The 23,430-nt window shown below is 65.9% G+C and carries 16 protein-coding genes; 6 read left to right on the forward strand and 10 right to left on the reverse strand.

Going from position 1 to position 23,430, the window contains the following annotated elements; all coding sequences use genetic code 11:
• The first annotated feature begins 174 nt into the window (after nucleotides 1-174).
• Nucleotides 175-2,361, forward strand: a complete 2,187-nt coding sequence (locus SALA_RS16045) for a M3 family metallopeptidase (RefSeq protein WP_011543426.1) — start codon at nucleotides 175-177, stop codon at nucleotides 2,359-2,361.
• Nucleotides 2,362-2,634: 273 nt separating this feature from the next.
• On the opposite strand, the gene SALA_RS16050 is transcribed toward SALA_RS16045, so the two are convergent.
• The 4 genes from SALA_RS16050 to SALA_RS16065 form a co-directional block, all read right to left on the reverse strand.
• On the reverse strand, nucleotides 2,635-3,252 hold the full coding sequence (locus tag SALA_RS16050) for a YdeI/OmpD-associated family protein (RefSeq protein WP_011543427.1): 618 nt from the start codon (nucleotides 3,250-3,252) through the stop codon (nucleotides 2,635-2,637).
• 36 nt (nucleotides 3,253-3,288) lie between these two features.
• Nucleotides 3,289-3,696 (reverse strand): VOC family protein, encoded by a 408-nt coding sequence (locus SALA_RS16055; protein ID WP_011543428.1) that lies wholly within the window; start codon nucleotides 3,694-3,696, stop codon nucleotides 3,289-3,291.
• Between the two features lie 108 nt (nucleotides 3,697-3,804).
• A complete protein-coding gene (locus SALA_RS16060; protein ID WP_011543429.1) occupies nucleotides 3,805-4,404 on the reverse strand; it encodes a Crp/Fnr family transcriptional regulator in 600 nt (199 codons plus the stop codon).
• A gap of 23 nt (nucleotides 4,405-4,427) precedes the next feature.
• A complete protein-coding gene (locus SALA_RS16065) occupies nucleotides 4,428-5,036 on the reverse strand; it encodes a TetR/AcrR family transcriptional regulator (RefSeq protein WP_041383462.1) in 609 nt (202 codons plus the stop codon).
• Between the two features lie 33 nt (nucleotides 5,037-5,069).
• Here SALA_RS16065 and SALA_RS16070 point away from each other — a divergent pair, with 33 nt between their 5' ends.
• Together SALA_RS16070 and SALA_RS16075 are read left to right on the forward strand one after the other, a co-directional pair.
• The gene (locus SALA_RS16070) at nucleotides 5,070-6,251 is read left to right on the forward strand and encodes an aromatic ring-hydroxylating oxygenase subunit alpha (RefSeq protein WP_011543430.1); all 1,182 of its coding nucleotides are present in this window, start codon (nucleotides 5,070-5,072) and stop codon (nucleotides 6,249-6,251) included.
• Complete coding sequence (locus SALA_RS16075; RefSeq protein ID WP_011543431.1) at nucleotides 6,248-7,867, forward strand: phytoene desaturase family protein; 1,620 nt, start codon at nucleotides 6,248-6,250, stop codon at nucleotides 7,865-7,867. Before SALA_RS16070 ends, SALA_RS16075 begins: the two co-directional genes overlap by 4 nt.
• Here the strand turns inward: SALA_RS16075 and SALA_RS16080 are convergent.
• The 6 genes from SALA_RS16080 to SALA_RS16105 form a co-directional block, all read right to left on the reverse strand.
• A complete protein-coding gene (locus tag SALA_RS16080; RefSeq protein WP_011543432.1) occupies nucleotides 7,829-9,139 on the reverse strand; it encodes an amino acid permease in 1,311 nt (436 codons plus the stop codon). The two genes, SALA_RS16075 and SALA_RS16080, sit on opposite strands and share 39 nt — an antisense overlap.
• Before the next feature lie 4 nt (nucleotides 9,140-9,143).
• Nucleotides 9,144-11,531 (reverse strand): TonB-dependent receptor, encoded by a 2,388-nt coding sequence (locus SALA_RS16085; protein ID WP_011543433.1) that lies wholly within the window; start codon nucleotides 11,529-11,531, stop codon nucleotides 9,144-9,146.
• A 299-nt stretch (nucleotides 11,532-11,830) separates the two neighbouring features.
• The gene (locus SALA_RS16090) at nucleotides 11,831-13,645 is read right to left on the reverse strand and encodes a tetratricopeptide repeat-containing sulfotransferase family protein (protein WP_011543434.1); all 1,815 of its coding nucleotides are present in this window, start codon (nucleotides 13,643-13,645) and stop codon (nucleotides 11,831-11,833) included.
• A 9-nt stretch (nucleotides 13,646-13,654) separates the two neighbouring features.
• On the reverse strand, nucleotides 13,655-15,262 hold the full coding sequence (locus SALA_RS16095) for a thioredoxin domain-containing protein (protein ID WP_011543435.1): 1,608 nt from the start codon (nucleotides 15,260-15,262) through the stop codon (nucleotides 13,655-13,657).
• A 56-nt stretch (nucleotides 15,263-15,318) separates the two neighbouring features.
• Nucleotides 15,319-16,722 (reverse strand): M48 family metalloprotease, encoded by a 1,404-nt coding sequence (locus tag SALA_RS16100; protein WP_011543436.1) that lies wholly within the window; start codon nucleotides 16,720-16,722, stop codon nucleotides 15,319-15,321.
• Nucleotides 16,723-16,852: 130 nt separating this feature from the next.
• Nucleotides 16,853-19,465: an Rne/Rng family ribonuclease gene (locus tag SALA_RS16105; RefSeq protein WP_192807428.1), complete on the reverse strand. Its 2,613-nt coding sequence runs from the start codon at nucleotides 19,463-19,465 to the stop codon at nucleotides 16,853-16,855.
• Between the two features lie 467 nt (nucleotides 19,466-19,932).
• Here SALA_RS16105 and SALA_RS16110 point away from each other — a divergent pair, with 467 nt between their 5' ends.
• Genes SALA_RS16110 through SALA_RS16120 form a run of 3 tightly spaced genes read left to right on the forward strand, consistent with a single transcriptional unit; the run spans nucleotide 19,933 to nucleotide 23,430 of the window.
• Nucleotides 19,933-21,000, forward strand: coding sequence for an N-acetylmuramoyl-L-alanine amidase family protein (locus SALA_RS16110; RefSeq protein WP_011543438.1), 1,068 nt, complete (start codon nucleotides 19,933-19,935; stop codon nucleotides 20,998-21,000).
• A 34-nt stretch (nucleotides 21,001-21,034) separates the two neighbouring features.
• Nucleotides 21,035-22,288: a D-arabinono-1,4-lactone oxidase gene (locus tag SALA_RS16115; protein ID WP_011543439.1), complete on the forward strand. Its 1,254-nt coding sequence runs from the start codon at nucleotides 21,035-21,037 to the stop codon at nucleotides 22,286-22,288.
• On the forward strand, nucleotides 22,285-23,430 hold the full coding sequence (locus SALA_RS16120; RefSeq protein ID WP_011543440.1) for a DSD1 family PLP-dependent enzyme: 1,146 nt from the start codon (nucleotides 22,285-22,287) through the stop codon (nucleotides 23,428-23,430). Before SALA_RS16115 ends, SALA_RS16120 begins: the two co-directional genes overlap by 4 nt.

Here is a 23,430-nt window from a genome sequence, read left to right on the forward strand (position 1 = left end):
TGCGCGCTCGACCCCTCGGTGAGCCCTGCGGTCTGCCACCTCGCCATCGCAAGTCGATGGGGAGGGCTGGAGAATCGCGCGGCAACCCGAAACTTGCGCATCGCTGTCATATCTGGTTAATCCACCGCCCGACATGGTTTCGTCCGAAACCTTTTCCACCGGGAGAATCCGAATATGCCGCAGAGCGCGCCCCGCCTTGCCCGCAAGCTGTCGATCATGCTTGCATCCACCGCGATGATCATGGGTTATGGCCCGATGAGCACCGCCATCGCCGCCGAACCCGCCGCCGCCAAAACCGTCCCCGCAGGACAGAACCCGCTGCTGCAACCCTGGACCGGCCCCTATCAGGGGGTGCCGCCGTGGGACAAGCTCGACCCCGAACTTTTCCCCGACGCCTTTCAGAAGGCGATGGCCGAGGTGAAGGCCGAAGTGCAGGCGGTGATCGACAACCCCGCCGAACCGACGTTCGAAAACACCCACGTCCCGATGATGCTCGCGGGCGAGACGATGGAGCGCGTCTTTGCGATGTGGGGCGTGCAGACGTCGAACAAATCGAACGATCGCGTCGAGGAAATCGACGCCGAATGGAGCCCGAGGCTCACCACCTTCTACACCGAGCTGTTCCTCGATCCCAAACTCTTCGCGCGCTACAAGGCGGTGTACGACAAGCGCCACACGAGCGGGCTCGACGCGCAGCAGATCCGCATCGTCGAGCGCAGCCATGACGAAATGGTGCGCGACGGCGCGAACCTGTCCCCGGCGGACAAGGAAAAGCTGGTCGCGATGAACGCGAAGCTCGAAGGCCTCTTCTCGGCTTTCTCCTCAAAGCTGCTCGGCGATGAAAAGCTCTACACCTTCGTCACCGACAAGGCCGAGCTCGACGGGCTCGACCCGGCTTTCGTCGCGTCGCTTGCCGCCGCGGCGGAGGCCAACGGCCATGCCGGTCACTGGGCGATCAAGAATACGCGCTCGTCGGCGCAACCGGTGCTGCAGAATGCGACCAACCGCAAATTGCGCGAAAAGGTCTGGCGCGCCTTCGTCGGCCGCGGCGACAATGGTGACGCCAACGACACCAATGCGACGATCGCCGAAATCCTGAAGCTGCGCCAGCAGCGCGCCGAACTGCTCGGTTTCCCGACCCACGCGCATTACCGCATGGCCGACACGATGGCGAAGACGCCCGACAATGCGATGGGTCTGATGATGAAGGTGTGGCCCGCCGCCGTCGCGCGCGTGAAGGAAGAGGTCGCCGACATGCAGGCGATCGCCGACGCCGAAGCCAGGGCGGGCAAGGGGCCGAAGATCACCATCGAGCCATGGGACTATCGCTATTATGCCGAAAAGGTCCGCAAGGCGAAATATGACCTCGATGAAAGCGAGGTGAAGCCCTATCTTCAGCTCGACAAGCTGGTCGACGGCATGTTCTGGGCCGCGGGTCGGCTCTATGACCTCGGCTTCCGCGAGAATACGGGGCAGATTCCGGTTTTCGATCCCAAGGTGCGGACCTTCGAGGTTTATAACCTCAAGACGAACGAGAATGTCGGCGTCTTCTACCTCGACAATTTCGCGCGCGACGGAAAGCGGTCGGGCGCGTGGATGACGACCTATCGCAGCCAGCAGTCGCTCGGCGGCGAGCGCAACGTCCTTGCCTCGAACAACAATAATTTCACCGAAGGCGCACAGGGCGAACCGACGCTCATCAGCATCGACGACGCCTCGACCTTGTTCCACGAGTTCGGCCACGGCATCCATTATCTGCTCCAGCAGGTCAAATATCCGGCGCTCGCCGGGGTGCCGCGCGATTTCGTCGAATATCCCAGCCAGGTGAACGAAAACTGGCTGATGACCCCCGAAGTGCTGTCGAAATATGCGACGCACTACCGGACGGGCGAGCCGATGCCGCAGGTGCTGGTCGACAAGATCCTCGCGAGCCAGAAGTTCAACCAGGGGTTCGAGACGGTCGAATATCTGGCGAGCGCGATCGTCGACATGAAGCTGCACGACCGCAAGACCCCGCCGACCGACGTCGACAGGTTCGAACGCGAGACGCTGGCCGAAATCGGAATGCCAAAGGAAATCGTCATGCGGCACCGCCTGCCGCAGTTCGGCCACCTGTTCAGCTCGGACGCCTATTCGGCGGGCTATTACTCCTACCTCTGGTCCGAAACGATGGACGCCGACACCTGGGCGGCTTTCACCGAAGCCGGCGGCCCGTGGGACCGCAGCGTTGCCGACAGGTTCCGCACCATTTTGCTCATGACCGGCAACGAGACCGACCGCGCCGAGGCCTATCGCGCCTTCCGCGGCCGCGACCCCGACGTCAAGGCGCTGCTCGAAAAGCGCGGTTTCCCGACCGAATAAAGGGCAAGGCAAAGGGGGTCGTTTCGGGCCCCCTTTGTTTGTGCGGGCGACGCCGGCCCACGGTTGCCTCGATCATCGGGATGACCGCTTTCGACCGAAGGCGGATGTAAGATTCTCCCCATCGACTTGCGATGGGGAGGGGGACCGCCGCGAAGCGGTGGTGGAGGGGCCGCGAGCGTCATCGCGCTCTAACGTCCGCTTCCACCCCGAAACCGCCGCCTCGCAAACACGGACGCTGTCCAAACCGCCTGGTGACGCCGGGCCAAGACCCATCTATTTGGCATATTTCCAGAACCGGCCCTTGCCTTCGGCGATCCAGGCCAGCGCCTCTTCGATACGTTTACTGCGCGTTGCATCGGTTTTCGCATCGCCGATCCAGCTATTATATTCTTTCCGGAACGAGGGCGATTTGGCGTCGAAAACGGCCTTGACCGCGGGGTTGGCGTGCAGCGCTTCGGCGAAGGCCGGCGGAACCTCGACCATTTTCGGGCGCTCGGACTGGCGCGGCGCCGGCTTGATCCCGCGCTCGTTGAGCGCCATCGCTTCGGCGATCCACGCGGCCAGCTCGCCGTCGGGGGGCAGGTCGGCAAGGTTCGTGAGCTTGCCCATGAAGCGCCTGGCGGCGGGCAGCGCGGTGTTGGATTTCAGCCGCGCGTCGGCCATCAGCGAATCCCTGGCGAAGCTGAATGAACAATGCGTCGTATAGGCGGCAAAGATGCACAGATTCTCGCCCTTGTAGACGAAGTGCGGATAGCTCCACTTGATCTCCTCGCCCACTTCCGGGCAGGCCCTATGGACCAGCGCGCGCAGGTGAGCGAAGACCGGCTTCGCAAATTCGGGGAGTGTTTCGGCATAGGCATCGAACTTGCCCGCTTGTTTTGACGCAGCCATCGGGTGGACCCTATCATTCGCTTGGGTGAACCGGCCTCATTCGGCCGACACGGCTTCCATATCCATGAACATCGCTTCCCACACATGACCGTCGGGGTCGGCGAGGTTGCGGTTGTACATAAAACCCAGATCCTGCACCGGGTTGATGTCGGCGGTGCCGCCATGCGCGGCCGCCGCCGCATTCATCGCGTCGACCGCGTCGCGGCTGTCGCACGACAGGGCGAGCAGAACCTCGCTCATGGTCGCGGGCGGGATCGGGCGATCGGTAAAACCCTGCCACTTGGCGTGCGTCAGCAGCATGACGTGAATCGTCTCCGACACCACCATGCATGCGCTGCCTTCGTCGCTGAACTGCGGATTGTTGGCAAAGCCCAGCGCTTCGTAAAAGGCCTGCGACTTTGCAAGGTCGCTGACCGGCAGGTTTATGAAAATCATTCTCGTCATCGGTCTTGTCCTTTGTCTCGGGCCGCCGTGACCGTCACGGTGATCGTCCGGACAGGATGATTAGGCGGGCATGGCGCACGGCGAATTGACCTTTGGTAAGAAATGCGATCAGGGATTGCCGAGGCGGCCAAAGGCGATCTTGCGGCGCAACCGGCTCAGGCTTTCGGGTGTGATGCCCAGCCAGGCGGCGATGTGATGCTGCTTCAACCTTTTGTGCAAATCGGGTTCGCGGCGGATGAAATCGCGATAGCGTTGCAGCGCATCGTCATGCCGAAAGGCAATCTCCATCGGCTCCTTCTCGATGATCCAGTGCCGTTCGAGATAGGCGATGTAAAAGGCGGCGATGTCGGGATGCGCGGCGACGAGTGCCTTGAACGCCGCATAATCATATTCGAGCAGCAGGCTGTCCTCGACCGCGGTGATCGTGAACTGGCTGGGCTCGCGCAGCATGGTCGCGCTGACCGACGCGGCGATGCGGTTTTCGGGAAAGAAATATTTGATGATCAGGTCACCTTCGGCGCCGACATAATGCTGGCAGAGCAGGCCGTGGACGACAAAGGCATAATGGGTCGGCACGTCGCCCGCCCGGATGACGACCTCATCCTTCGCATAATGCCGCGGGCGCAGCAACGCCGCCCAGGCGCGTTCGGCCGCTTCCGACAATGGGGCATAGCTGCGGATCTTGGCGAAGAAAGCCGTCGTCGTCATGTCGCTCCCGCGCTGTCCTGACCCTAGCGATCCTGCCCCGGCGGCAGCAGCGCCGTCAATGCGCGCTCGATCATCTCGGCCGCCGCGGCGGCGCCGAAGCTGGTCGCGTCGAGCGAGAGTTCGAGCCACAGGCCGTCGACCATCGCCGTGAGCAGGATCGCCAGCCGCCCCGCGTCGGCCGCGCCGCACGCGGCGAGCAGTTCGGCCAGCCGCGCGCGATAGCCGGCATAGCTTGCCGCGTGGATGTCGGCCATGCGCGCGTCGCTTCGCGCCAGCGCCCAGAAGGCGGTCCATGCGCCCAGCAGCTCGGGATCGGTCACCGGCGCGCGGAAGCTGGCGGTGAGGTAAGCCGACAGCCGCGCGCGCGGGTCGGTGCCCGCCGCCTCGACCGCGGCGGCGAAAATCGCGTCCATCCGGTCGCTCGTTGCCTGATAGGTCGCGGCGACCAGATCGTCGATGCCGTCGAAATAATGGCGCAGCAGCCCCGGCGACACCCCCGCCTTTTTGCAGATGGCGCGAACATTGGTGCCCGCAAGGCCGCTTTCGGCCAGACACGCCGCGGTCGCCTCGATCAGGGCGGCGCGGCGGGCGCCGGCGCTTTCGCGCGTAAAGGCTTGGCGAGCGGCAGCCATGTTGTTATACGAATGTATAACAAGGATGGACCTATGGCAATGCTGCGCGAAACCTTCGACAACATCGACCCGCTCGATGGCTGGTCGCTCCCGGCGTGGACCTACAGCGACCCCGATTTCTACGCCGTCGAAATGGCGCGCATCTTCCGCCCCAGCTGGCAGGTCGTCTGCCATGACAGCGACATCGCGAACCCCGGCGACTGGCACAGCATCGACTATTGCGGCGAAAGCATCATCCTTGTGCGCGGAACCGACCGCATCGTGCGCGCCTTCACCAACGTCTGCCGCCACCGCGGCTCGCGCCTCGTCGATGGTGCCGCGGGCTGTGCCAAAAAGCTCGTCTGCCCCTATCACGCCTGGACCTATGAACTCGACGGCCGACTGACGGGCGTTCCTGATTCGGCGAGCTATCCGACGCTCGACAAGGGCAGGGCGGGGCTCGTCGGCGTCGAGGCCGAACAATGGCGCGGCTTCTGGTTCGTCCGGCTCGATGATGACGGCGGGCCGTCGGTCGCCGACATGATGGCGCCCTATGAGACGACGGTTGAGCCGTATCGTTTCGAGGAACTCGGCGCGCTCGGCCGCGTCACGCTTCGCCCGCGCGCGGTCAACTGGAAAAATGTCGGCGACAATTATTCGGACGGCCTTCACATCCCCGTCGCGCATCCGGGCCTGACCCGGCTTTTTGGCAAAAGCTATGGCGTCGAGGCCAGGGAGCGCGTCGATCGCATGTGGGGCGACCTCGTCGACCGGCCGTCGGCGAACTGGTCCGAACGTCTGTACCAGCGGCTGTTGCCGCCGATTCCGCACCTGCCCGCCGACCGCCAGCGCCACTGGCTCTATTTCAAGCTGTGGCCCAATGTCGCCTTCGACATCTATCCCGACCAGGTCGATTTCATGCAGTGGCTGCCGACCGGTCCGACGAGCTGTCTGATCCGCGAAATCTCCTATGTGCTGCCCGACGCCTATACTGGAGAGTGGCGCCACGAAATGCGCGCCGCGCGCTACCTCAACTGGCGCATCAACCGTCAGGTCAATGCCGAGGACACGGCGCTCATCACGCGCGTCCAGCAGGGCATGCAATCGCAGAGCTTCTCGATGGGACCGCTCAGCGACAAGGAAGTCTGCCTCAAACATTTCTGCGCGCGGATGCGCGCCATCATTCCCGAAGCGCGGCTCGAGCACGCGCCTGCCGCCGGTTGGAGCAATAAATGACCAAAGCCTGTGACGCCCTGATTATCGGCGCCGGCCACAACGGCCTCGTCTGCGCCTTCTATCTCGCGAGGGCGGGGTTGAAGGTGCGGATCGTCGAGGCGCGCGACGTCGTCGGCGGCGCCGCGGTGACCGAGGAGTTCGCGCCGGGCTTCCGCAACTCGGTCGCGAGCTACACGGTCAGCCTGCTCCAGCCAAAGGTGATCGCCGACATGCGCCTTGCCGATCATGGCTATCGCGTGATCGAACGCCCGATCAGCAATTTCCTGCCGCAGGAGGATGGCGGCTATTTGAAGCTCGGCGGCGGGCTTGAACGCACGCAGGCCGAGTTCGCCAAGTTCAGTGCGCGCGATGCCGAGGTGCTGCCCGCCTATTATGACGCACTCGAAAATGTCGCCGAACTGCTCCGCGACCTCGCACTGCGCGTCCCGCCCAACGTCGGCGAGGGGCTGCGCACCTTGCTCGACGGCGCGCGGCAGGGGCGGCGCTTCGCAGGCCTCAGCCTCGAACAGCAGCGCGACGTGCTCGACCTCTTCACCAAATCGGCGCGCACGATGCTCGACAGCTGGTTCGAAAGCGAAGCGGTCAAGGCCGCCTTCGGCTTCGATGCCGTGGTCGGCAACTACGCCAGCCCGGACACGCCGGGCAGCGCCTATGTCCTTCTGCACCACGTCTTTGGCGAGGTGAACAGCAGGAAGGGCGCGTGGGGGCACAGCGTCGGCGGCATGGGCCGGATTACCGAGATCATGGCGAAGGTTTGCCGCGATCATGGCGTCGAGATCAGCCTCGAAAGTCCGGTCGCGAAAGTGCTGGTTGACGGAGGCAAAGCCGTCGGGGTGAGGCTTGTAGGCGGCGAAGAAATCGCCGCGGCGCGCGTGATCGCCAATGTCGGGCCGAAACTGCTCTACGAACGGCTGATGGACGCCGCCGATCTGCCCGCCGACTTCCAGCGGCGGATCAGCGGCTTCAAGGTCGGAAGCGGAACATTCCGCATGAATGTCGCGCTGTCCGAGCTTCCCCGTTTCACCTGCCTGCCCGAACCCGGCGAGCACCACCAGTCGGGAATCATCCTCGCCCCGACGCTTGATTATATGGACCGCGCCTTCCTCGATGCGAAACAATATGGCTGGTCGAAGGCGCCGATCGTCGAAATGCTGATCCCCTCGACCGTCGACGACAGCCTCGCGCCTGAAGGCTGTCACGTTGCGAGCCTCTTCTGCCAGCAATTCGCGCCTGAATTGCCCGCCAAAGAAGACGGGACTCTCCGCGACTGGGACGATGAGGAGGAAGCTGCCGCCGACTGCATCCTCGACACCGTCGAAAAACACGCGCCGGGTTTCCGCGCGAGTATCGTCGGCCAGACGCGGCTGTCGCCCAAGGGGCTCGAACGCAAGTTCGGCCTCGTCGGCGGCGACATCATGCACGGCAATATGAGCCTTGACCAGCTCTGGGCCGCGCGCCCGGTGCTCGGTAATGGCGGCTATCGCGGGCCGGTGAAGGGGCTGTATATGTGCGGCGCGGGCACGCATCCGGGCGGCGGCGTCACCGGCGCGCCGGGGCATAATGCGGCTGCAGTGATCCTACGCGACCGGGGGCTCTTCGCGCCCCGCTGGCGCTGACAGCATGGTCCAAGCGTAGAGCGGCAACCCTGCGGCCATCAATATGAGGCTCATCGCGCTGACACCGATCCCCGCACCCCACAAAGTCCAGACGGCATAGACGAGGCCGATCAGCGCGACCGGGATCGCGACGCGCATCCGCAGCGCCGCGGCGGCGCAGGCGAGGTAGAGCCACAGGGTCACCGAGGTCGAGAGCACCGCCATGAAGGTGAACATCTCGCTCGTCGACTTGCTGCTGTTGAGGAGGACGCAGGCGGTGGCGATCGCGCTCGACAGCAGCAGTGCCGCGGTCGGCGTGCCATGGCGGTTCTCACGCCCGAACCATGAAGGGAGCAACCCCTGCCGTGCGAGCGTCGCGGGCAGCTCCGCCTGGATCAGCGTCCAGCCGTTCAGCGTGCCCAGCGCGCTGACCGCCGCAAAGGCGCCGATGAACAGCGCAGGCTCGCGGCCCCACCAGGTTTCGACGAACAGCGAAAAGGGGGCCTCCGATTTCGCGACTTCCGCCGCGGGCAGCATCAGCGCGATCGCCGAACAGACGATCAGATAGAGGATGCCCGTCGCGAGCGTGCCGACGATGGTCGCGCGCGGGATGGTGACGGCGGGATTGGCGACCTTGTCGGCGGCGACGCTCGCCGATTCAAAACCCAGCAGCGCCCAGAGCGTCAGGATCGCCGACCCGCTGACGGCCGCGAGCGACAGCCCGTCGGCGGGAAAGGGGGTGAGCGCGACGGGCTCGCTGCGGCCAAAGGCGATGGGGATCAGGATGATGACGGTGACGAGCGGGATCAGCTTGATGAGCAGGGTCACGACCTGAAACTGTCCCGCCGCGCGCGCGCCGCGCCAGTTGATCGCGGTGACGATCCAGATCAGCGCGATCGTCGACAGCGCCGTATGCTGCCCCAGTGCCGGCACGAACAGGCTGAGGAAGCTCACCGCCGCGACCGCGAGCGTCACGTTCGCGGTCCACACCGACACCCAATAGGCCCAGCCGATCATGAAACTGGGGATGCGGCCAAAGGCGCGCTCGACGAAGCCGGTTGGCCCGCCCGCGTCGGGGTGGAGGGCGGTCAACCGCGCGAGGACGAAGGCGAGTGCGAGCGCGCCGCCTATCGTGATCGCCCAGCCCGCGACACCGTTCCAGCCAAAGGGGGCGAGGCTCGCGGGCAGCAGAAACACCCCCGAGCCGATCATATTGCCCATGACCAGCGCAATCGCCATCGAAAGGCCGAGCTTGCGGCGCGGCCTTTCGTGGCGATTTGCGGGATCGCTCACCCGGTCAGAAGTCCTTGCTCACCTTGATTCCGATCAGCCGCGGGCGGATGACCGTGTCGTAGAAGACGCCGCCCGTGCTGCTGATGCCGTCGGGATCGCCGCATGTCGTCTCCAGACACTGGACGCCCGAGTTGATGACGCCATTTTCGTCGAACAAGTTGGTCGCGAACAGTTCCGCTTTCCAGTCGTCGCCCTTGACGCCGACGCTGAGGTCGGCGGTGGTATAGGCATCAAAAAAGCCCTTCAGGCTGTTCTCAAAGGTTCTGAGGTCGCTGCGCCGCTTGCCGATATGGTTCACAGCAAACTGCACATGCGCGTCCATGCCGCCGACCGGAAACTCGTAACGCGCGACGACATTGCCCTTGAACTTGGGCGTCACCGGCAGGCTGGTGCCCTTTGGCGCGAGGAGCGCATTGTCCGCGCCGTCCGATCCGGGCAGGGTGCAGTCGAAGCTGTCATTGGCGATGCGGCAGAAATCGCGGCGGATTTCGGCGTCATTATAGCTCATGCCCGCGTTGATCGAAAAACCGTTCCGGCGATAGCCGAGGTCGATTTCGATCCCCCGGATGCGCGCGACCCCGGCGTTGCGGATTTCGGTGAGGCCGTTGAGACCGAGGAAGGAAAGCTGGATGTCGGTCCAGTCTTCCTGATAAATGGCGCCATTGAAACGCACCGGTCCCCAGTTCGTTTTCCACCCGAACTCATAATTGTCGAGCGTGTCGGGGCCATAGGGCGGCAGCGTTCCGCGGCGGTTGATGCCGCCGGGGCGGAAACCGCGCGACCAGGTGGCATAGACAAGCGCGTCATCGCTGAACTTGTAGGTCAGATTGAGCTTGTGGATGAAGTCGCTGTCCTTCGTCCGCTTGTCGAGATTGGTGCATGGCGTCCCGGAAATGATTGGACCGGCAAAACAGGCGGCTTCGCCGGTTCGGCTGGAGAAATTGGCATTATAGCCGAAGAAGCCGACCAGGCTGTTGTCGAACTTGTACACGCGGCCGCCGCCGGTCAGCGTCAATTTGTCGGTGATGTCGAAGCTGATCTCGCCGAACGCCGCATAGTCGCGGTCGATACGCAATTGCTTGGTCAGCCAGATATTGCTGTCAGTGCCCGTGACCGTGAACAGGTCCGTCAGGTTGTCGATAATGTAATTCTGTTCGATATTGTGCGACTGACGCTGCCAGAACAGTCCGCCGATAAAGCGGATGCGCGCGTCGGCCGGGGAGGCGACGCGCGCCTCGACAAAGCTCTTTTTGTACCGGTCGATGCCCTGGATATATTGATTCGGGCTGATAAGGTCGCCGTTGTTATCATAGAAATAGGCGCCATAGCCGTAGAGCGCATCATAGAAATAGGCATAATCCGAATAGTCGCTTTCGACCTCGGTTTTCCGGCGCAGGTGGCCGCCCGTGACGGTCAGATCCCAATTGCCCAGCTTGCCTTCGATCGTCAGCGCGGCCTGAATCCACCGGTCCTTCGAGTTTTCGGGATTATATTGCACGGTCTGAAGGTCGTCGCTGACCGCAGTCGACCGCTCCTGGGCAAAGCTGCCATTGGTTTTCTGCACCTGCCCCATCAGCGTGGGGCGGATCGTCCAATCGTCGTCAAGGTCGATGCCGAGTGCAAGCCGCGCGCCATAGGTATCGACGTCGTTGTAATTCTTTTCGACCAGCGCGGCATTGTCCTGGGTGATGTCGCTGGTCGGATAGGTGCGGCTGCCCGCGATATTGTCGATATAGCCCGCATCGTGGCGATACCAGCCGACGAGGCGCAGCGCCGCGCGTTCGCCGAGCGGGGCGTTGACGAAGCCTTCGGCGACGCCGCCGACGTCGCCGTGCGCGACGCTGTTGAGTTCGAGCCCCACCGAGCCGTAGGTGCCGCTGGGGTCGGGCCGGTTGGTGACGAGCTTGATCGTGCCCGCCATCGAGCTGGCGCCGTAGAGCGTACCCTGCGGCCCCGCGAGCGCCTCGACGCGCGCCAGGTCATAGGCATGGATGTCGAGCGCGCCCTGGATCGTCGTGATCGGCATTTCGTCCAGATAGGTGCCGACCGTCGGCAGCGACGCCGAGTGGTTGGCATTCTCGCCCGACGCCACACCGCGGAAATAAACCTGGCTGAACCCCGGCGCCGCGGTCTGGATTGTCACGGAGGGCAGGAACTTGACGACGTCCTGAAACTCCTTGACCTGCAATTCGCTGAGCCGTTCGTTGCCGATCGCGGTGATCGCCAGCGGCACGTCCTGCAGATTTTCCTCGCGCTTCGACGCGGTGACGACGATGTCATTGTCGCCCTCTGTATTTGCTTGCTGCGCCAACGCCGTGCCCGACGTGGCCAGGATGGTGCCGCCGAGCAGCATCGCGCTGCGCCGCACCAGCACTTTCGACATATTCCGCATGAGACCCCCCTCGATGACATCGATATGACAGGAGAATGACGCAGCGCGGCGCGAGCGCAAGCCCAGTTCGTCGGTGCGCCCGGCCATTGGTCGAAAATGTCGCCAGATGTTGCCCAAAGGCCACGTTTCGTGCGGGAGAGGGGGGATGCGCTTTGGTCAAAAACACATCTTTGCCCATCGTCATCCCGGCGAAGGCCGCGATCTTGCCGGTGCGTTGATCCGTTTGGATGAGATGTCGGCCTTCGCCCGGATGACCGATATGGTTTGCGCGGACGTCCACTCGACCCTGCGACAAGCGCCTATATCAACCCCGCGGGAACCTCCGGATAGGCGTCGAGCACCGGTCCCAGCGCCTCCTCGAGCGGTCCCAGCCACTCGGCATAGGGCCGCCATTGGTCGACGCCGTCGCGGTTGATCGGGCGGCGCACCTGTTCGCTCGATGCCGTGCGCACCGCGCGCGCATTGGTGTGGAACGCCATGCAGCCCTCCTCGAAGGGCTGGCCGAGGAAGGCGAGCATCGCGCGCACTTCGGTCTCGGGATCGCTCAATAGCGCTTCGTGGATGACGCGGTGGACGCGCCCCGGCTGCACCGCGTCGAGATGTGCCATCAGCCGCACATAATCGCGATAATAGGCGCCCATGTCGGACAGACGATAGCTGAACGCCTGTCCCTTGGCGAAATGCTGGCGAAAGTTCGACCAGCAGCAATCGAGCGGGTGACGCCGCGCGTCGATGATCTTGGCGTTGGGCAGGATCAGCCGGATCAGCGGCGCATAGAGCCAGTTGTTGGGCAGCTTGTCGATATAGAGCGGCTTGCCGGTCTTGCGCTGCACCGCGGTGCGGCGCAGGAAGGCGGCGCCCATATCGGCGAGCTTGTCGGGGCAGGCCTCGGCGAGCGCCGCGACCCAGTGGCGACCTTCGCCCTTTGCCTCGCGGCCCAGGCCGAGCGCGAGCGCGGGGATATCGGGCAGCTCCATCGTCCCCTCGATCGCCGAATGGCTTGCGAGAATCTGTTCGATCAAGGTCGATCCCGCGCGCGGCATCCCCAGAATGAAGACGGGATCGCCGCTGGGGTCGCCCTGTCCGGCGCGGTCGGCAAAGAAACCGGCGGTGCAGGTCGCGATCGCGGCATCGACGATCGCGCTCGTCTCGGCGGCGTCATAGCCGAGCTGACCCGCGCGGATCGCATTGCCGGCGGCATAATGGCGAAAGGCCGCGTCGGGCGCGCCCGCATCGTCATACGCCTTGCCCAGCGCGAAATGCAGGTGCAGCCGGTCGTCGTCGCGCTCCGCCCCCGCCGGTTCGGCGGCGGCGAGCGCGGCTTCCATCGCCTGCCGGTCGGCTTCGTCAAAGCGGATCGTCTTGAGGTTGGCGAGGCTCCACCAGATTTCGCCCAGCCCCGGCTCGGCATCGAGGCCGCGGCGATAGGCGGCGATGCTGTCCTCCTGCCGTCCGACGGTCTTGAGCATATGGCCATAGCTCATCCACAGCCTGGCGTGGCCGGGGAAGCGCTCGACCAGCTCGGCATAGAGCGCGATCGCTTCGTCATAGCCACCGATCCGGCCCAGCGCGGCGGCCTTGAGGTTCGCGTGCGCGGGATTGTCGGGGTCGTCGGTCAGCACCGCATCGAGCGTTTCGACCGCCTCGGCATAGCGGTTCTGCTTGTAGAGCACGGTGGCCAGATTGGCGCGCGCCGCGCCGAAACCGGGAGCCAGCTCCAGCGCGCGCGTCAGCAGCTTTTCGGCGTCGCCATAACGGCCGATCCGTCCCGCAACCTCGGCGAGCATCCGGATCGCGGCGACGTCAGTCGGGTCTTCTTTCAGCCGCGCGCGCAGCGCCGCCTCGGCATCGGGCAGGCGGTTTTCGGCGAGCGCGAGCGCCGCGGCGATCATCGCCTCGTCATGCACCGCCGCGCCGACCGCCGCGAGCGCGGCGTCGGCGGCTTCGCCGTCGCGGCCGAGCCGGCGCAGCGCCTCCGCCGCGATCCGGTGCGCCGCGGCCGATGCCGGAACCGCCGCGAGGATCGCGCGCGCCTGTTCGAGCGCGGCGCCCGGCTGGCCGTTCAGCAGCCGGCGGGCGTGGGCGAGCGCCTCGTCATGGGTGACCGTCGCCAACGCCGCGCCTCAGCCCTCGGTCCGCGCTTTGTCGATGGCCTGTCGCAGCACGGCATAGCCGACCTGTCCCTGCAGCAGCTGGTCGCCGACGATCCATGTCGGCGTCGCGTTCAGCCCAAGCTGCGTCGCGATCGCCATATTGTTGTCGATCTCGCGCTGGAACAGCGCTTCGTTCGCGGTCGCATCGGCGCTGCCGTCGGTGACGACGCCGGCCCGTTCGGCCGCAGCCGCAATCGCCCCGCGATCGAGTGAACTCGCTGCGAACATCGCGTGGTGAAACGCGTCATATTTTCCCTGCCGCGCAGCGGCGAGCGCCATGATCGCGGCGTCGCGGCTCTGCGGGGCGATGATCGGCAGTTCGCGGAACACGACCTTCAGGCGTTTGTCCTCACGGATCAGCCGGTCGACGTCGGGCACGCTCGCGCGGCAGAAGCCGCAGGCATAGTCGGTGAAGACCACCAGCGTGACGTCGCCGTCGGCATTGCCCGCCCACGCCCCGGCATAGGGTTTTTCGAGCGCCGGACGCACCGCGTCGATCGCTTTCGCGATTTCGCGACCACGCTGCGCTTCCAGCGCTTCGGGGATGATCTGCGGATTCGCCCTGATATAGTCGGCGACGACGGTTTCGACCTCGCTCTTGCTGAGCCCGCCGCCGACGCGTCCGCCGAGCCAGAAAACCAGCGCGAGCAGCAGGATGCCGCCGCCGGCCAGCGCCCAAAGGCGCATCGAACCGCTTTCCATGCCCGTCCCCTTCAATGTCGGCAGTCGCCCCGCCGCCATGGCCTTTTCGCTCGCCGACCTTGCGTCCGGCGCCTTGACGAGTGGCGAGCGGGCGTCGCCGTCCGGGGCGGCCGTTCGCGTCTTCGGCGTCGGCTTTGTGGTCAACGGGATCGCCGCGTCGCCCGCAAAGAGCGGCAGGTCGGGCGCGGCCGGCGCCTTGGCTTCCGCCGCGGCATCCTCGCGCGCGAGCAATTGTTCGAGCCCCGATGGTGGCGGCGCCGGTTCTTCGCGCGGCGCAGGGCGCAGCCTGGTCGCGGCATCGCCGATGCTCTCGCGCAGGCTTTCGCTGCTCGCCTTGGCGAGGTCGGCGACCCCCGCCCTGGTCCTGTCGGCAACCTCGCCCAGCCCGCGCCCGGCATCGCGCGACAATTTCCGCGCCTTGGCTCCGAGCGCCATTCTGGCCCATGCCTCGCCGCTGGCCTTCGCCAGGGCGCGGCCGGCGCGTGCCGATCCGCGTCCGGCGACCCGTGCGGCGCGTGCGGTCGCAGCGCCCGTCCTGCTTGCAAATTCACTGGCGCGCCGCGGTATCTCCATCGCCTCGACGCGCGCCGGAATGTCGGCGCGTTCGCCGATGCCGATCGTCCAGTCGGCAAAGGCTTCGGCGCCGCGGCGAAGCTGGTTCCACAGGCTCGCCGTGCCCGCCTTGATCGCTTCGGGTCTCACCAGTGGCTCGCCGCGCGGCTTGTCGGCTTTGCTGTATTGCGTCAGATCGATGCCGACCGGCGGTTCTTCCTTGGGCTTGGCCAATCCTTCGTCGCGGGCGCGCGCGCCCACACCCGGCGTCGGCGCGGGGTCGCGCAGCCATGGCTGGTAATATTCGTCTTTATTCTCTGTCACTTGCTGCCCTTGCGCATCGGTTAGGCGATGCGGTCCCCCGCTTGCTTCCCGCGAGTCTAACGCCGTTTACGCTCGCGTTCCACCTCGGCGCGAGCGACCAGCGAAATATCCTGTGCGCGAATCCAGTCGGGCGATCCCTGCGGCAGGCCCTGCATCGCCATTTCGGCATTACGCAGCGCCAGCGCCGGTTGTCTACCCTCGAGGCTATAGCGTTCGGCCGAAGCGAGCGCGGCGCGGGCCTGATCGCCCTTGTTGGCATAGACGATGCCAAGCTGATACCAGGCAAAGGGATTCTGGTTGTCGAGCGCGACCGCGGTTTTCAGGACCTTTTCGGCCTCGGCATAGTGGGCGGGCTCTTCGGTCGCGATCAGCGCATGGCCCAGCGTGGCGGCAATCAGGGGTTGCGAGCGCGATTTGGCCACCGCCTGGCGCAGCGGGGGGATCGCCTCGTCGGGGCGCCCCGATTCGAGCAGGATCTGCCCTTCGAGTTCGAGGAAATAGGGGTCGTCGGGGTCGGCTTCGAGCAGCGCCTCGACTTCGGCCAGCGCCTTTTGCGGATAGGCGCTCTTGTGCCAGGCATAGGCGCGCGCATAGCGCGCCGGAACACTGCGGTCGCTTTCCGGAAATTTGCGCAGCGTCCGTTCGGGCTCGGCCATATAGCCCAACAATTTGGCCTTGATGCGCTGGAACCGCTTTTCGATCGCCGGGTCAGCCGGCTTGTTCCATGCGGGGTCGATGACATAGACTTCGCGCAGCGCCTGGATACGGTCGCCCGACATCGGGTGCGTCCGGCCATAGGCCTGGTCGTCGTCCTGCTTGATGCCATAGCGGAACTCCAGATTCTGGAGCTTCTTGAAGAAGGCCAGGCTGCCGCGCCCGCTGATCCCCGCCTTCGACAGATATTGTGCGCCGGCGGCGTCAGCGGTCGATTCCTGGACGCGGCTGAAGGCGAGGAACTTGCCGAGCGCCGCCTGCTGCCCCGCCATCATGATGCCCATGCCCGCCTCGCCGCCGCCCGCCGCGATCGCCGCGGCGCCGAGCAGCAGGCTGAGCAGCGAGATGCTGGTCGCGGCGCTCACGCCATCGTTGATGCGGATGGCGTGGCCGCCCATCACATGCCCCAGTTCGTGCGCGAGCACGCCCTGCACCTCTTCGGCGCTGTCGGCGGCTTCGATCAGCCCGCTGAAGACATAGATGTCCTGGCTGCCCGCGACAAAGGCGTTGATGCTGCGATCGCCGAGCAGGTGGACGCGCACCTGTCCCGGCTGCAATCCCGCGGCGACGAGCAGCGGGTCCATCATATCCTGAAACAGCGCCTCGGTTTCGGCATCGCGCAGGATCGACTGGGCGGCCGCGGGGCGCACCGCGATGGCGACCATCGCGAGCAGCGTGAGCAGGATATGAAAAAGGGAGCGCAAGCCATGCGCGCCGGACGCGGGTTGCGGCGGGAAAGCGGTCATCGCCGCCCTTCTTGCGCCGCGCGCCTGAACCCCGAGTGAAGCCATGAGGGCTTATTGGGGGTCAGCGCGCGCAGGCGCAAGGTCGGCGTGCGATTTCCGCGACCGATTGTCGCCCGATCGGTCGGGACGATCAATTGCCGAACGTGCGCTGCCACCAGCCGCGGCGCGGTTCGCCATCCGCCGCCTCGCCGGTCTCGCCCGCGTCGGCGGCGACCGGTTCGGCGGCGCTTTGGGTCGCAGCTTCGCTGGTCGCTTCGGCTGCGACGGCCTTTTTCGCTCGGCTCGCGCGCTTCTTCGGCGCGGGTTCGGCGGCTTCGGCAGGGGCGTCGGTGACGGGGGCTTCGGCCGCTTCGGCCTCCGCTGCAGCCTCGGCGGCCAGCGCCGCCTTGGTCTTGCGCGGTGCGCGTTTGCGTTTCGGCTTGTCTTCGGCCGCGACTGCCTCGACCGTTGCGTCGGCTGCTTGCGGCAGCGGCGCGTCGGTCGCCGCTTCGGGCTCCGGTGCCGGTTCGGCGGTCGCTGCGTCGGCGTCGGTTGCGCTATTGGCCTCGTCGCCCTTCTTGCGCCCGCGTCCGCCGCGACGGCGCGGTTTTTTCGCGGCAGGTTCGGCCTCGGCATCGGTTCCCGGTGCCTCGTCGGTCGTCGACGCGGCTTCGGCGTCGCCTGCCGTTTCCTGGACATCGTCCACCGCGGAGGGCGCATCCTCGGCGCCTTCGGTGCCTTCCTCGTCGCGGCGACCGCGGCGGCTGCGGCGACGACGGCGGCGGCGCTTGCGGCCCTCGCCATCGGTGTCGCTTTCGTCACGGGCCCGCGCGGGCGCGCGGCTGTCCGATGCGTCCTCGTCGCTTTCCTCTTCATCCTCCTCTTCGGGGATGTCGTCCTCATCATCCTCGATCGGCTCGATCGGGGCGAAGCTGCGGCGCTGGGTGGGCGGCGGGCCGCCGACCTCGATCGCCATGCGCGCGCCCTCGGTCTCGCCGTCCGGCAGGATTTCGACGCTGACGCCGTAAAGCTCCTCGATTTCGTGCAGTTCGCGGCGCTTTTCGTTGAGCAGGTAGAAGGTCGCTTCCTGGCTCGCACGCAGCGTGATCTTGCTGCCCTTGCCGCGCGCCGCTTCCTCTTCGATCAGGCGCAGCGCGCTGAGCCCCGCCGACGATGCAGTGCGGACGAGCCCGGTGCCCTCGCAATGCGGACAGGGCCGCGTCGAGGCTTCGAGCACCCCGGTGCGCAGCCGCTGGCGGCTCATTTCCATCAGGCCGAAACCCGAAATGCGGCCGACCTGGATGCGCGCGCGATCGTTCTTCAGCGCCTCCTTCATCGCGCGCTCGACCTTGCGGACGTTCGAGCCATGATCCATGTCGATGAAGTCGATGACGATCAGCCCCGCCATGTCGCGCAGGCGCAGCTGGCGCGCGATTTCGGCCGCGGCCTCCAGATTGGTGCTGAGCGCCGTCTGTTCGATATTATGCTCGCGCGTCGACCGGCCCGAGTTGATGTCGATCGACACCAGCGCCTCGGTCGGGTTGATCACCAGATAGCCGCCCGATTTCAGCTGGACGACGGGATTGAGCATCCCGGCAAGCTGGTCTTCGACGCCGTAGCGCTGATAGAGCGAGACGGGATCGGCATATTGCTTCACGCGCCGCGCGTGGCTCGGCATCAAGAGCTTCATGAACTGCTTCGCCGCCTTGTAGCCCTCGTCGCCCTCGACGAGCACTTCCTCGATGTCCTTGTGATAAATGTCGCGGATCGCGCGTTTGATCAGGTCGCTGTCCGAATGGATGAGCGCGGGCGCGCTCGACGCCAGCGTCTTTTCGCGAATCTCGTCCCACAGGCGCGCGAGATAGTCGAAGTCGCGCTTGATCTCGGTCTTGGTACGGCTCATGCCCGCCGTGCGAACGATGCAGCCCATCGTCGGCGGCAGGTTCATCTCGTCGATCATCGCCTTCAGCTTGCGGCGATCGGCGCCGTTCGAAATCTTGCGGCTGATACCGCCACCGTGCATCGTGTTGGGCATCAGCACGCAGTAGCGGCCGGCCAGCGACAGATAGGTGGTGAGCGCCGCCCCCTTGTTGCCGCGCTCTTCCTTGACGACCTGCACCAGCATCACCTGGCGGCGGCGGATGACGTCCTGGATCTTGTAGCGGCGGCGCAGCGACATGCGGCTTTCGCCATCCTCCTCGTCGCTGCGTCGGCCGCGGCCCCGGCCGCCCTTGCGCCCGTCGCGCCCGCGGCGCTTGCGGTCGCCGCGGTTTTCCCTGCCCTCCTCGGCGCCCTCTTCGCCATCGGCGTCGCCATTGTCGGCATCGCCATTCTCGCCGTCGTCCTCGCCTTCGCCTTCGCCGATCGTTTCGGGCGCGGGGGCGTCGCCATTTTCGTCGTCATGCTCCTCGACGTCGGCGACATCGCCCTCCAGCTCGTCGAGATCGTCCTCGGCACGCTGCGCCGCGGCGGCGGCATGTTCGGCCTCTTCGCGCAGCAATGCTTCGCGGTCTTCCTTGGGAATCTGGTAATAATCGGGGTGGATTTCGCTGAATGCCAGGAATCCGTGGCGGTTGCCCCCATATTCGACGAACGCCGCCTGCAGCGACGGTTCGACGCGGGTTACCTTGGCCAGATAGATATTTCCCTTGAGCTGCTTGTGCTCGGCGGACTCGAAATCAAACTCCTCGATGCGGTTTCCCTTGGTGACGGCGACCCGGGTTTCTTCCCGGTGCCGCGCGTCGATCAACATGCGCGTGGTCATTGGTAACACTCCAAGCGCGCCGCAGCGCGCCATCAAAAAATCCCGCAGACACTCCTGGCGGAGAGTCGCGGCGGATAAGGGTGAAAAGACAAAAATCGTTATTGCCGAAGGCGGCTTGCGTCCGGTCCTGGACGCGCATGCGGTCTTCCCGTCCGGCGAGCGGGGCAAAAGCGCCCGCGTCGGGATGAGAAGAGGGCATGGCAAGCCTCATGCGGCATCAACCTGTTACGGGGTGAGCGGGCGGGCAGGGCGGGCTTGCAAGCGAACGCCCCGACTGTCCGGTCAACCGGGTGGGCTGGCGGCAGGCGTGTCCTTGCCCGCATGTCCGGCACCAAGGCGACCATGTTCCGCGAGTTTCGCGGACCAGGCCTTCCCCTCAAAAGGCCGGACGGCACCGGAAAGGACGCCGTCAGTGATGGGGTGCTAGCATCGGCACGGGCCGACGGCAACCACAACCGCTGCCAAAGATGGGATCGCCGTTCACAGTTGCAAGAATGTCATGCGTGGCCGGTGCCGCCTTTCGCATAAAAGGCCGTCGTCGCTGCGCCATCTTCCATGCTCGATTCAATCTCGCAGGGCGCTGGAATCGGGTCATTTCGAATAAGCGCTGGACCAATCGCCACGTCGGACGGCATAGACGCGCCATGATGCTGCTCGCCCTTATCGGCCTGATCGCGACGCCGCCGACGGGGGGCGCCGCAGCCGATCGCCCGCGCGCCGAGCATCCTGTCACCCTTGCGTTTCGCGCGCGGCGACCGGCCCGGCGCTACAGCGTCACCGTTCCGATCGGCAAGCCCCGGCCCGCGGTGCCGCTGCCGCGGATCGAGGGACCCGACGATAATCGCCTGCCGCTCGTGGTGATCGACGCGGGGCACGGCGGGCACGACCCGGGCGCGATTTCGCCGCACAATGGTCGGCGTGAAAAGGACGTCACATTGGCGATCGCGCGCGCGATCCGCGACGAACTCCTCGCCTCGCGCCGCGTCCGCGTCGCGCTCACCCGCGACGACGACCGCTTCCTTGTGCTCGAGGAACGCTATGGCATCGCACGGCGGCTGAAGGCCGACCTCTTCATTTCGGTCCACGCCGATGCTGCCGAGAACAGCGAGGCGCACGGCGCGTCGGTCTATACCTTGTCCGAAGTCGCATCCGACCGCGAGGCGGCACGGCTTGCGGCGCGCGAGAACAAGGCGAATATCATCAACGGCGTCGATCTGGGGGCGCATGGCGATGCCGTGTCGTCGATCCTTATCGACCTGACCCAGCGCGAAACGATGAACGCTTCGGCCGAATTTGCCCGCCTGCTCCAGCGCGAGGCGTCGGACGAGATGACATTCCGCACCACCGCGCACCGCTTTGCCTCCTTCGTCGTGCTGAAGGCACCCGATACGCCGTCCGTGCTGTTCGAGACGGGTTTTCTCTCGAACAAGGGTGACGCCGCATTTCTCGCCTCGGCGTCGGGGCGCAAAAAGGTGGCGCGCGGCGTGCGCGAAGCGGTGCAGATCCATTTCGCGCGGCGTCTTGCGGCCGAGTGACGGCAGCCTTGTCGGGAGCGAAGGAGGGAGCGGCATGAGCTGGAGCAACTGGTCGGGCAGCGTCGCCGCGCGCGCCGCGATAGCGCGCCCGCAAAGCGAGGACGAACTCGCGGCGTTGATTCGCGGCGCGCACCGGCTGCGCGTCGCGGGGGCGGGACACAGCTTCATGCCGCTCTGCGAATCGGACGAGCTGATCGTCAGCCTCGACGCGATGCCGGGCGAGATCCGCGTCGCACCCGATCGCCGCACCGCGCGCATCCCCGCGGGCTGGAGCATCCGGCGGCTGACCGCGGCGCTCTGGGACCATGGCCTCGCGCTCGCCAATCAGGGCGACGTCAATCCGCAGTCGCTCGCGGGCGCGATGGCGACGGGCACGCACGGCACCGGGATCGACCTGGGTTCGCTGTCGACCTTTGCCCGCGGCTTCCGCTTCGTCGATGCGGCGGGCGAGGTGCATTGGTGCGACGCGCAGACCAACGCCGATCTCTATCAGGCGCAGCGCCTGTCGCTCGGCCTGTTCGGCGTCGTCACCGAAATCGACGTCGCGGTCGTCCCCGCCTTTCACCTCGCCGAACGGATCGAAAAGCGCCGCTGGGCGGAGGTGCGCGAAAGCTATGACGCGCTGGCGCAGCGGCATCGTCACGTCGAATTCTGGTTCTTTCCGCACAGCGACCAGGTGATCCTGAAAACGCTCGACCCGTGCGACCCGTGCGATCCGCCGCCGACGACGACCGACATGGAGGAGGCGACCTTTCGCCGCATCCTCAATGTATCGGCGCGCCTCCCTTTCCTCACACCCTTCCTCCAGCGACTGATGATGAAAAGCCCGATTGCGGGGCGCCGCCGCGGTCCCGCGCACTGCATCTTTCCGTCAGACCGCACGATCCGCTTCGAGGAAATGGAATATGAAATGCCGCGCGCCGTCGGGCTGGAGACGCTCGAAGAGGTCGTCGGCTGGATTCGCAGAAAACGCCTGCCGGTGACCTTTCCTTTCGAATATCGCTCCGTCGCCGCCGACGACATCTGGATGAGCCCGATGAACGCCGGGCCGGTCGCTGCCATTTCGATGCACCAATATGCGAAAATACCCTGGCAAAATCTGTTTGCCGAGGCTGAAGCGATTTTTCGTGGCCATGGCGGGCGCCCGCACTGGGCCAAGCGCCACAGCCTGACCCGCGCCGACGTCGCCACCCTCTACCCGATGGCGCCGCGCTACATTGCGGTCCGGCGCGCTGCCGACCCGGCGGGCAAATTCCTGAATCCCCATCTCGAAAGCCTCTTCGCATGACGAGCGACCGCCTCCTGCACGACGCGCTGATCGGTCGGCAGGGGAGCCGCGCCGACCTCAACACCCCGGTGCTGATTCTCGACCGCGAGGCGCTCGACCGCAACATCGCCCGCATGGCGGCGCTCACCAAGGCGGCGGGCGTCGCGCTGCGCCCCCATGCCAAAACGCATAAAAGCGTCGATATCGCGCGCCGCCAGCTCGATGCCGGGGCGGTCGGCGTCTGCTGCGCAAAGATCGGCGAGGCCGAAATACTGGCGGATGGCGGCATCACCGGCATCCTGATCACCTCGCCCGTCGCCGCCCCCGCCGCGATCGCGCGTCTTGCGAAACTGGCGGCGCGCGCCGAGGGGCTGATGGCGGTCGTCGATCATCCCGCGGTCGCCGTGCGCGTAGACGCGGCGCTTGCGGTCGAGGGTGCGCGGCTCGACGTCATCATCGACATTGACCCCGGCATCGCACGCACTGGCGTCGCGTCGGCCGAAGCGGCGGTCGCGCTCGCGCAGACGATCGACGCCTTGCCCGGCCTCGCCTGGCGCGGCGTGCAATATTATTGCGGGTCACAGCAGCATATCGAAAGCTATGCCGAACGCCGCGCCGCGATCATCGAGCGCACGGACTATTTGCAGGGGGTCATCGCCGCGCTGGCGGACGCCGGTTTCGCGCCACCGATCGTCACCGGGTCGGGCACCGGCACGCACCGCATCGACCTCGACCTCGGTGTCTTTACCGAGCTTCAGGCGGGCAGCTATGTCTTCATGGACAAGCAATATCTCGACTGCGAGCTGGCGGAGGGCGAAGCCGCGCCGTTCGAGGTCGCGCTCGCGGTCGATGCGCGCGTCGTCAGCGCCAACCACAGCGGCCTCGTCACGATCGACGCGGGTTTCAAGTCGCTCTCGACCGACGGCGGGGTGGCGGCGGTCCGGCGCGGCGCGCCCGAAACCGCCTTTTTCGCCTTCATGGGCGACGAACATGCCGCGCTCATCGCCCCCGGCATCGGCGACATGCTGCATCCCGGCGATCCCGTCAGCCTGACCGTGCCGCACTGCGACCCGACGGTGAACCTCTATGACCATTATCATGTCGTCGACGGCGACACGCTGATCGACATCTGGCCGGTCAGCGCCCGCGGCTGTGCGCGATGA

Origin of the sequence: Sphingopyxis alaskensis RB2256 (assembly GCF_000013985.1) — a bacterium.
GTDB lineage: Bacteria > Pseudomonadota > Alphaproteobacteria > Sphingomonadales > Sphingomonadaceae > Sphingopyxis > Sphingopyxis alaskensis.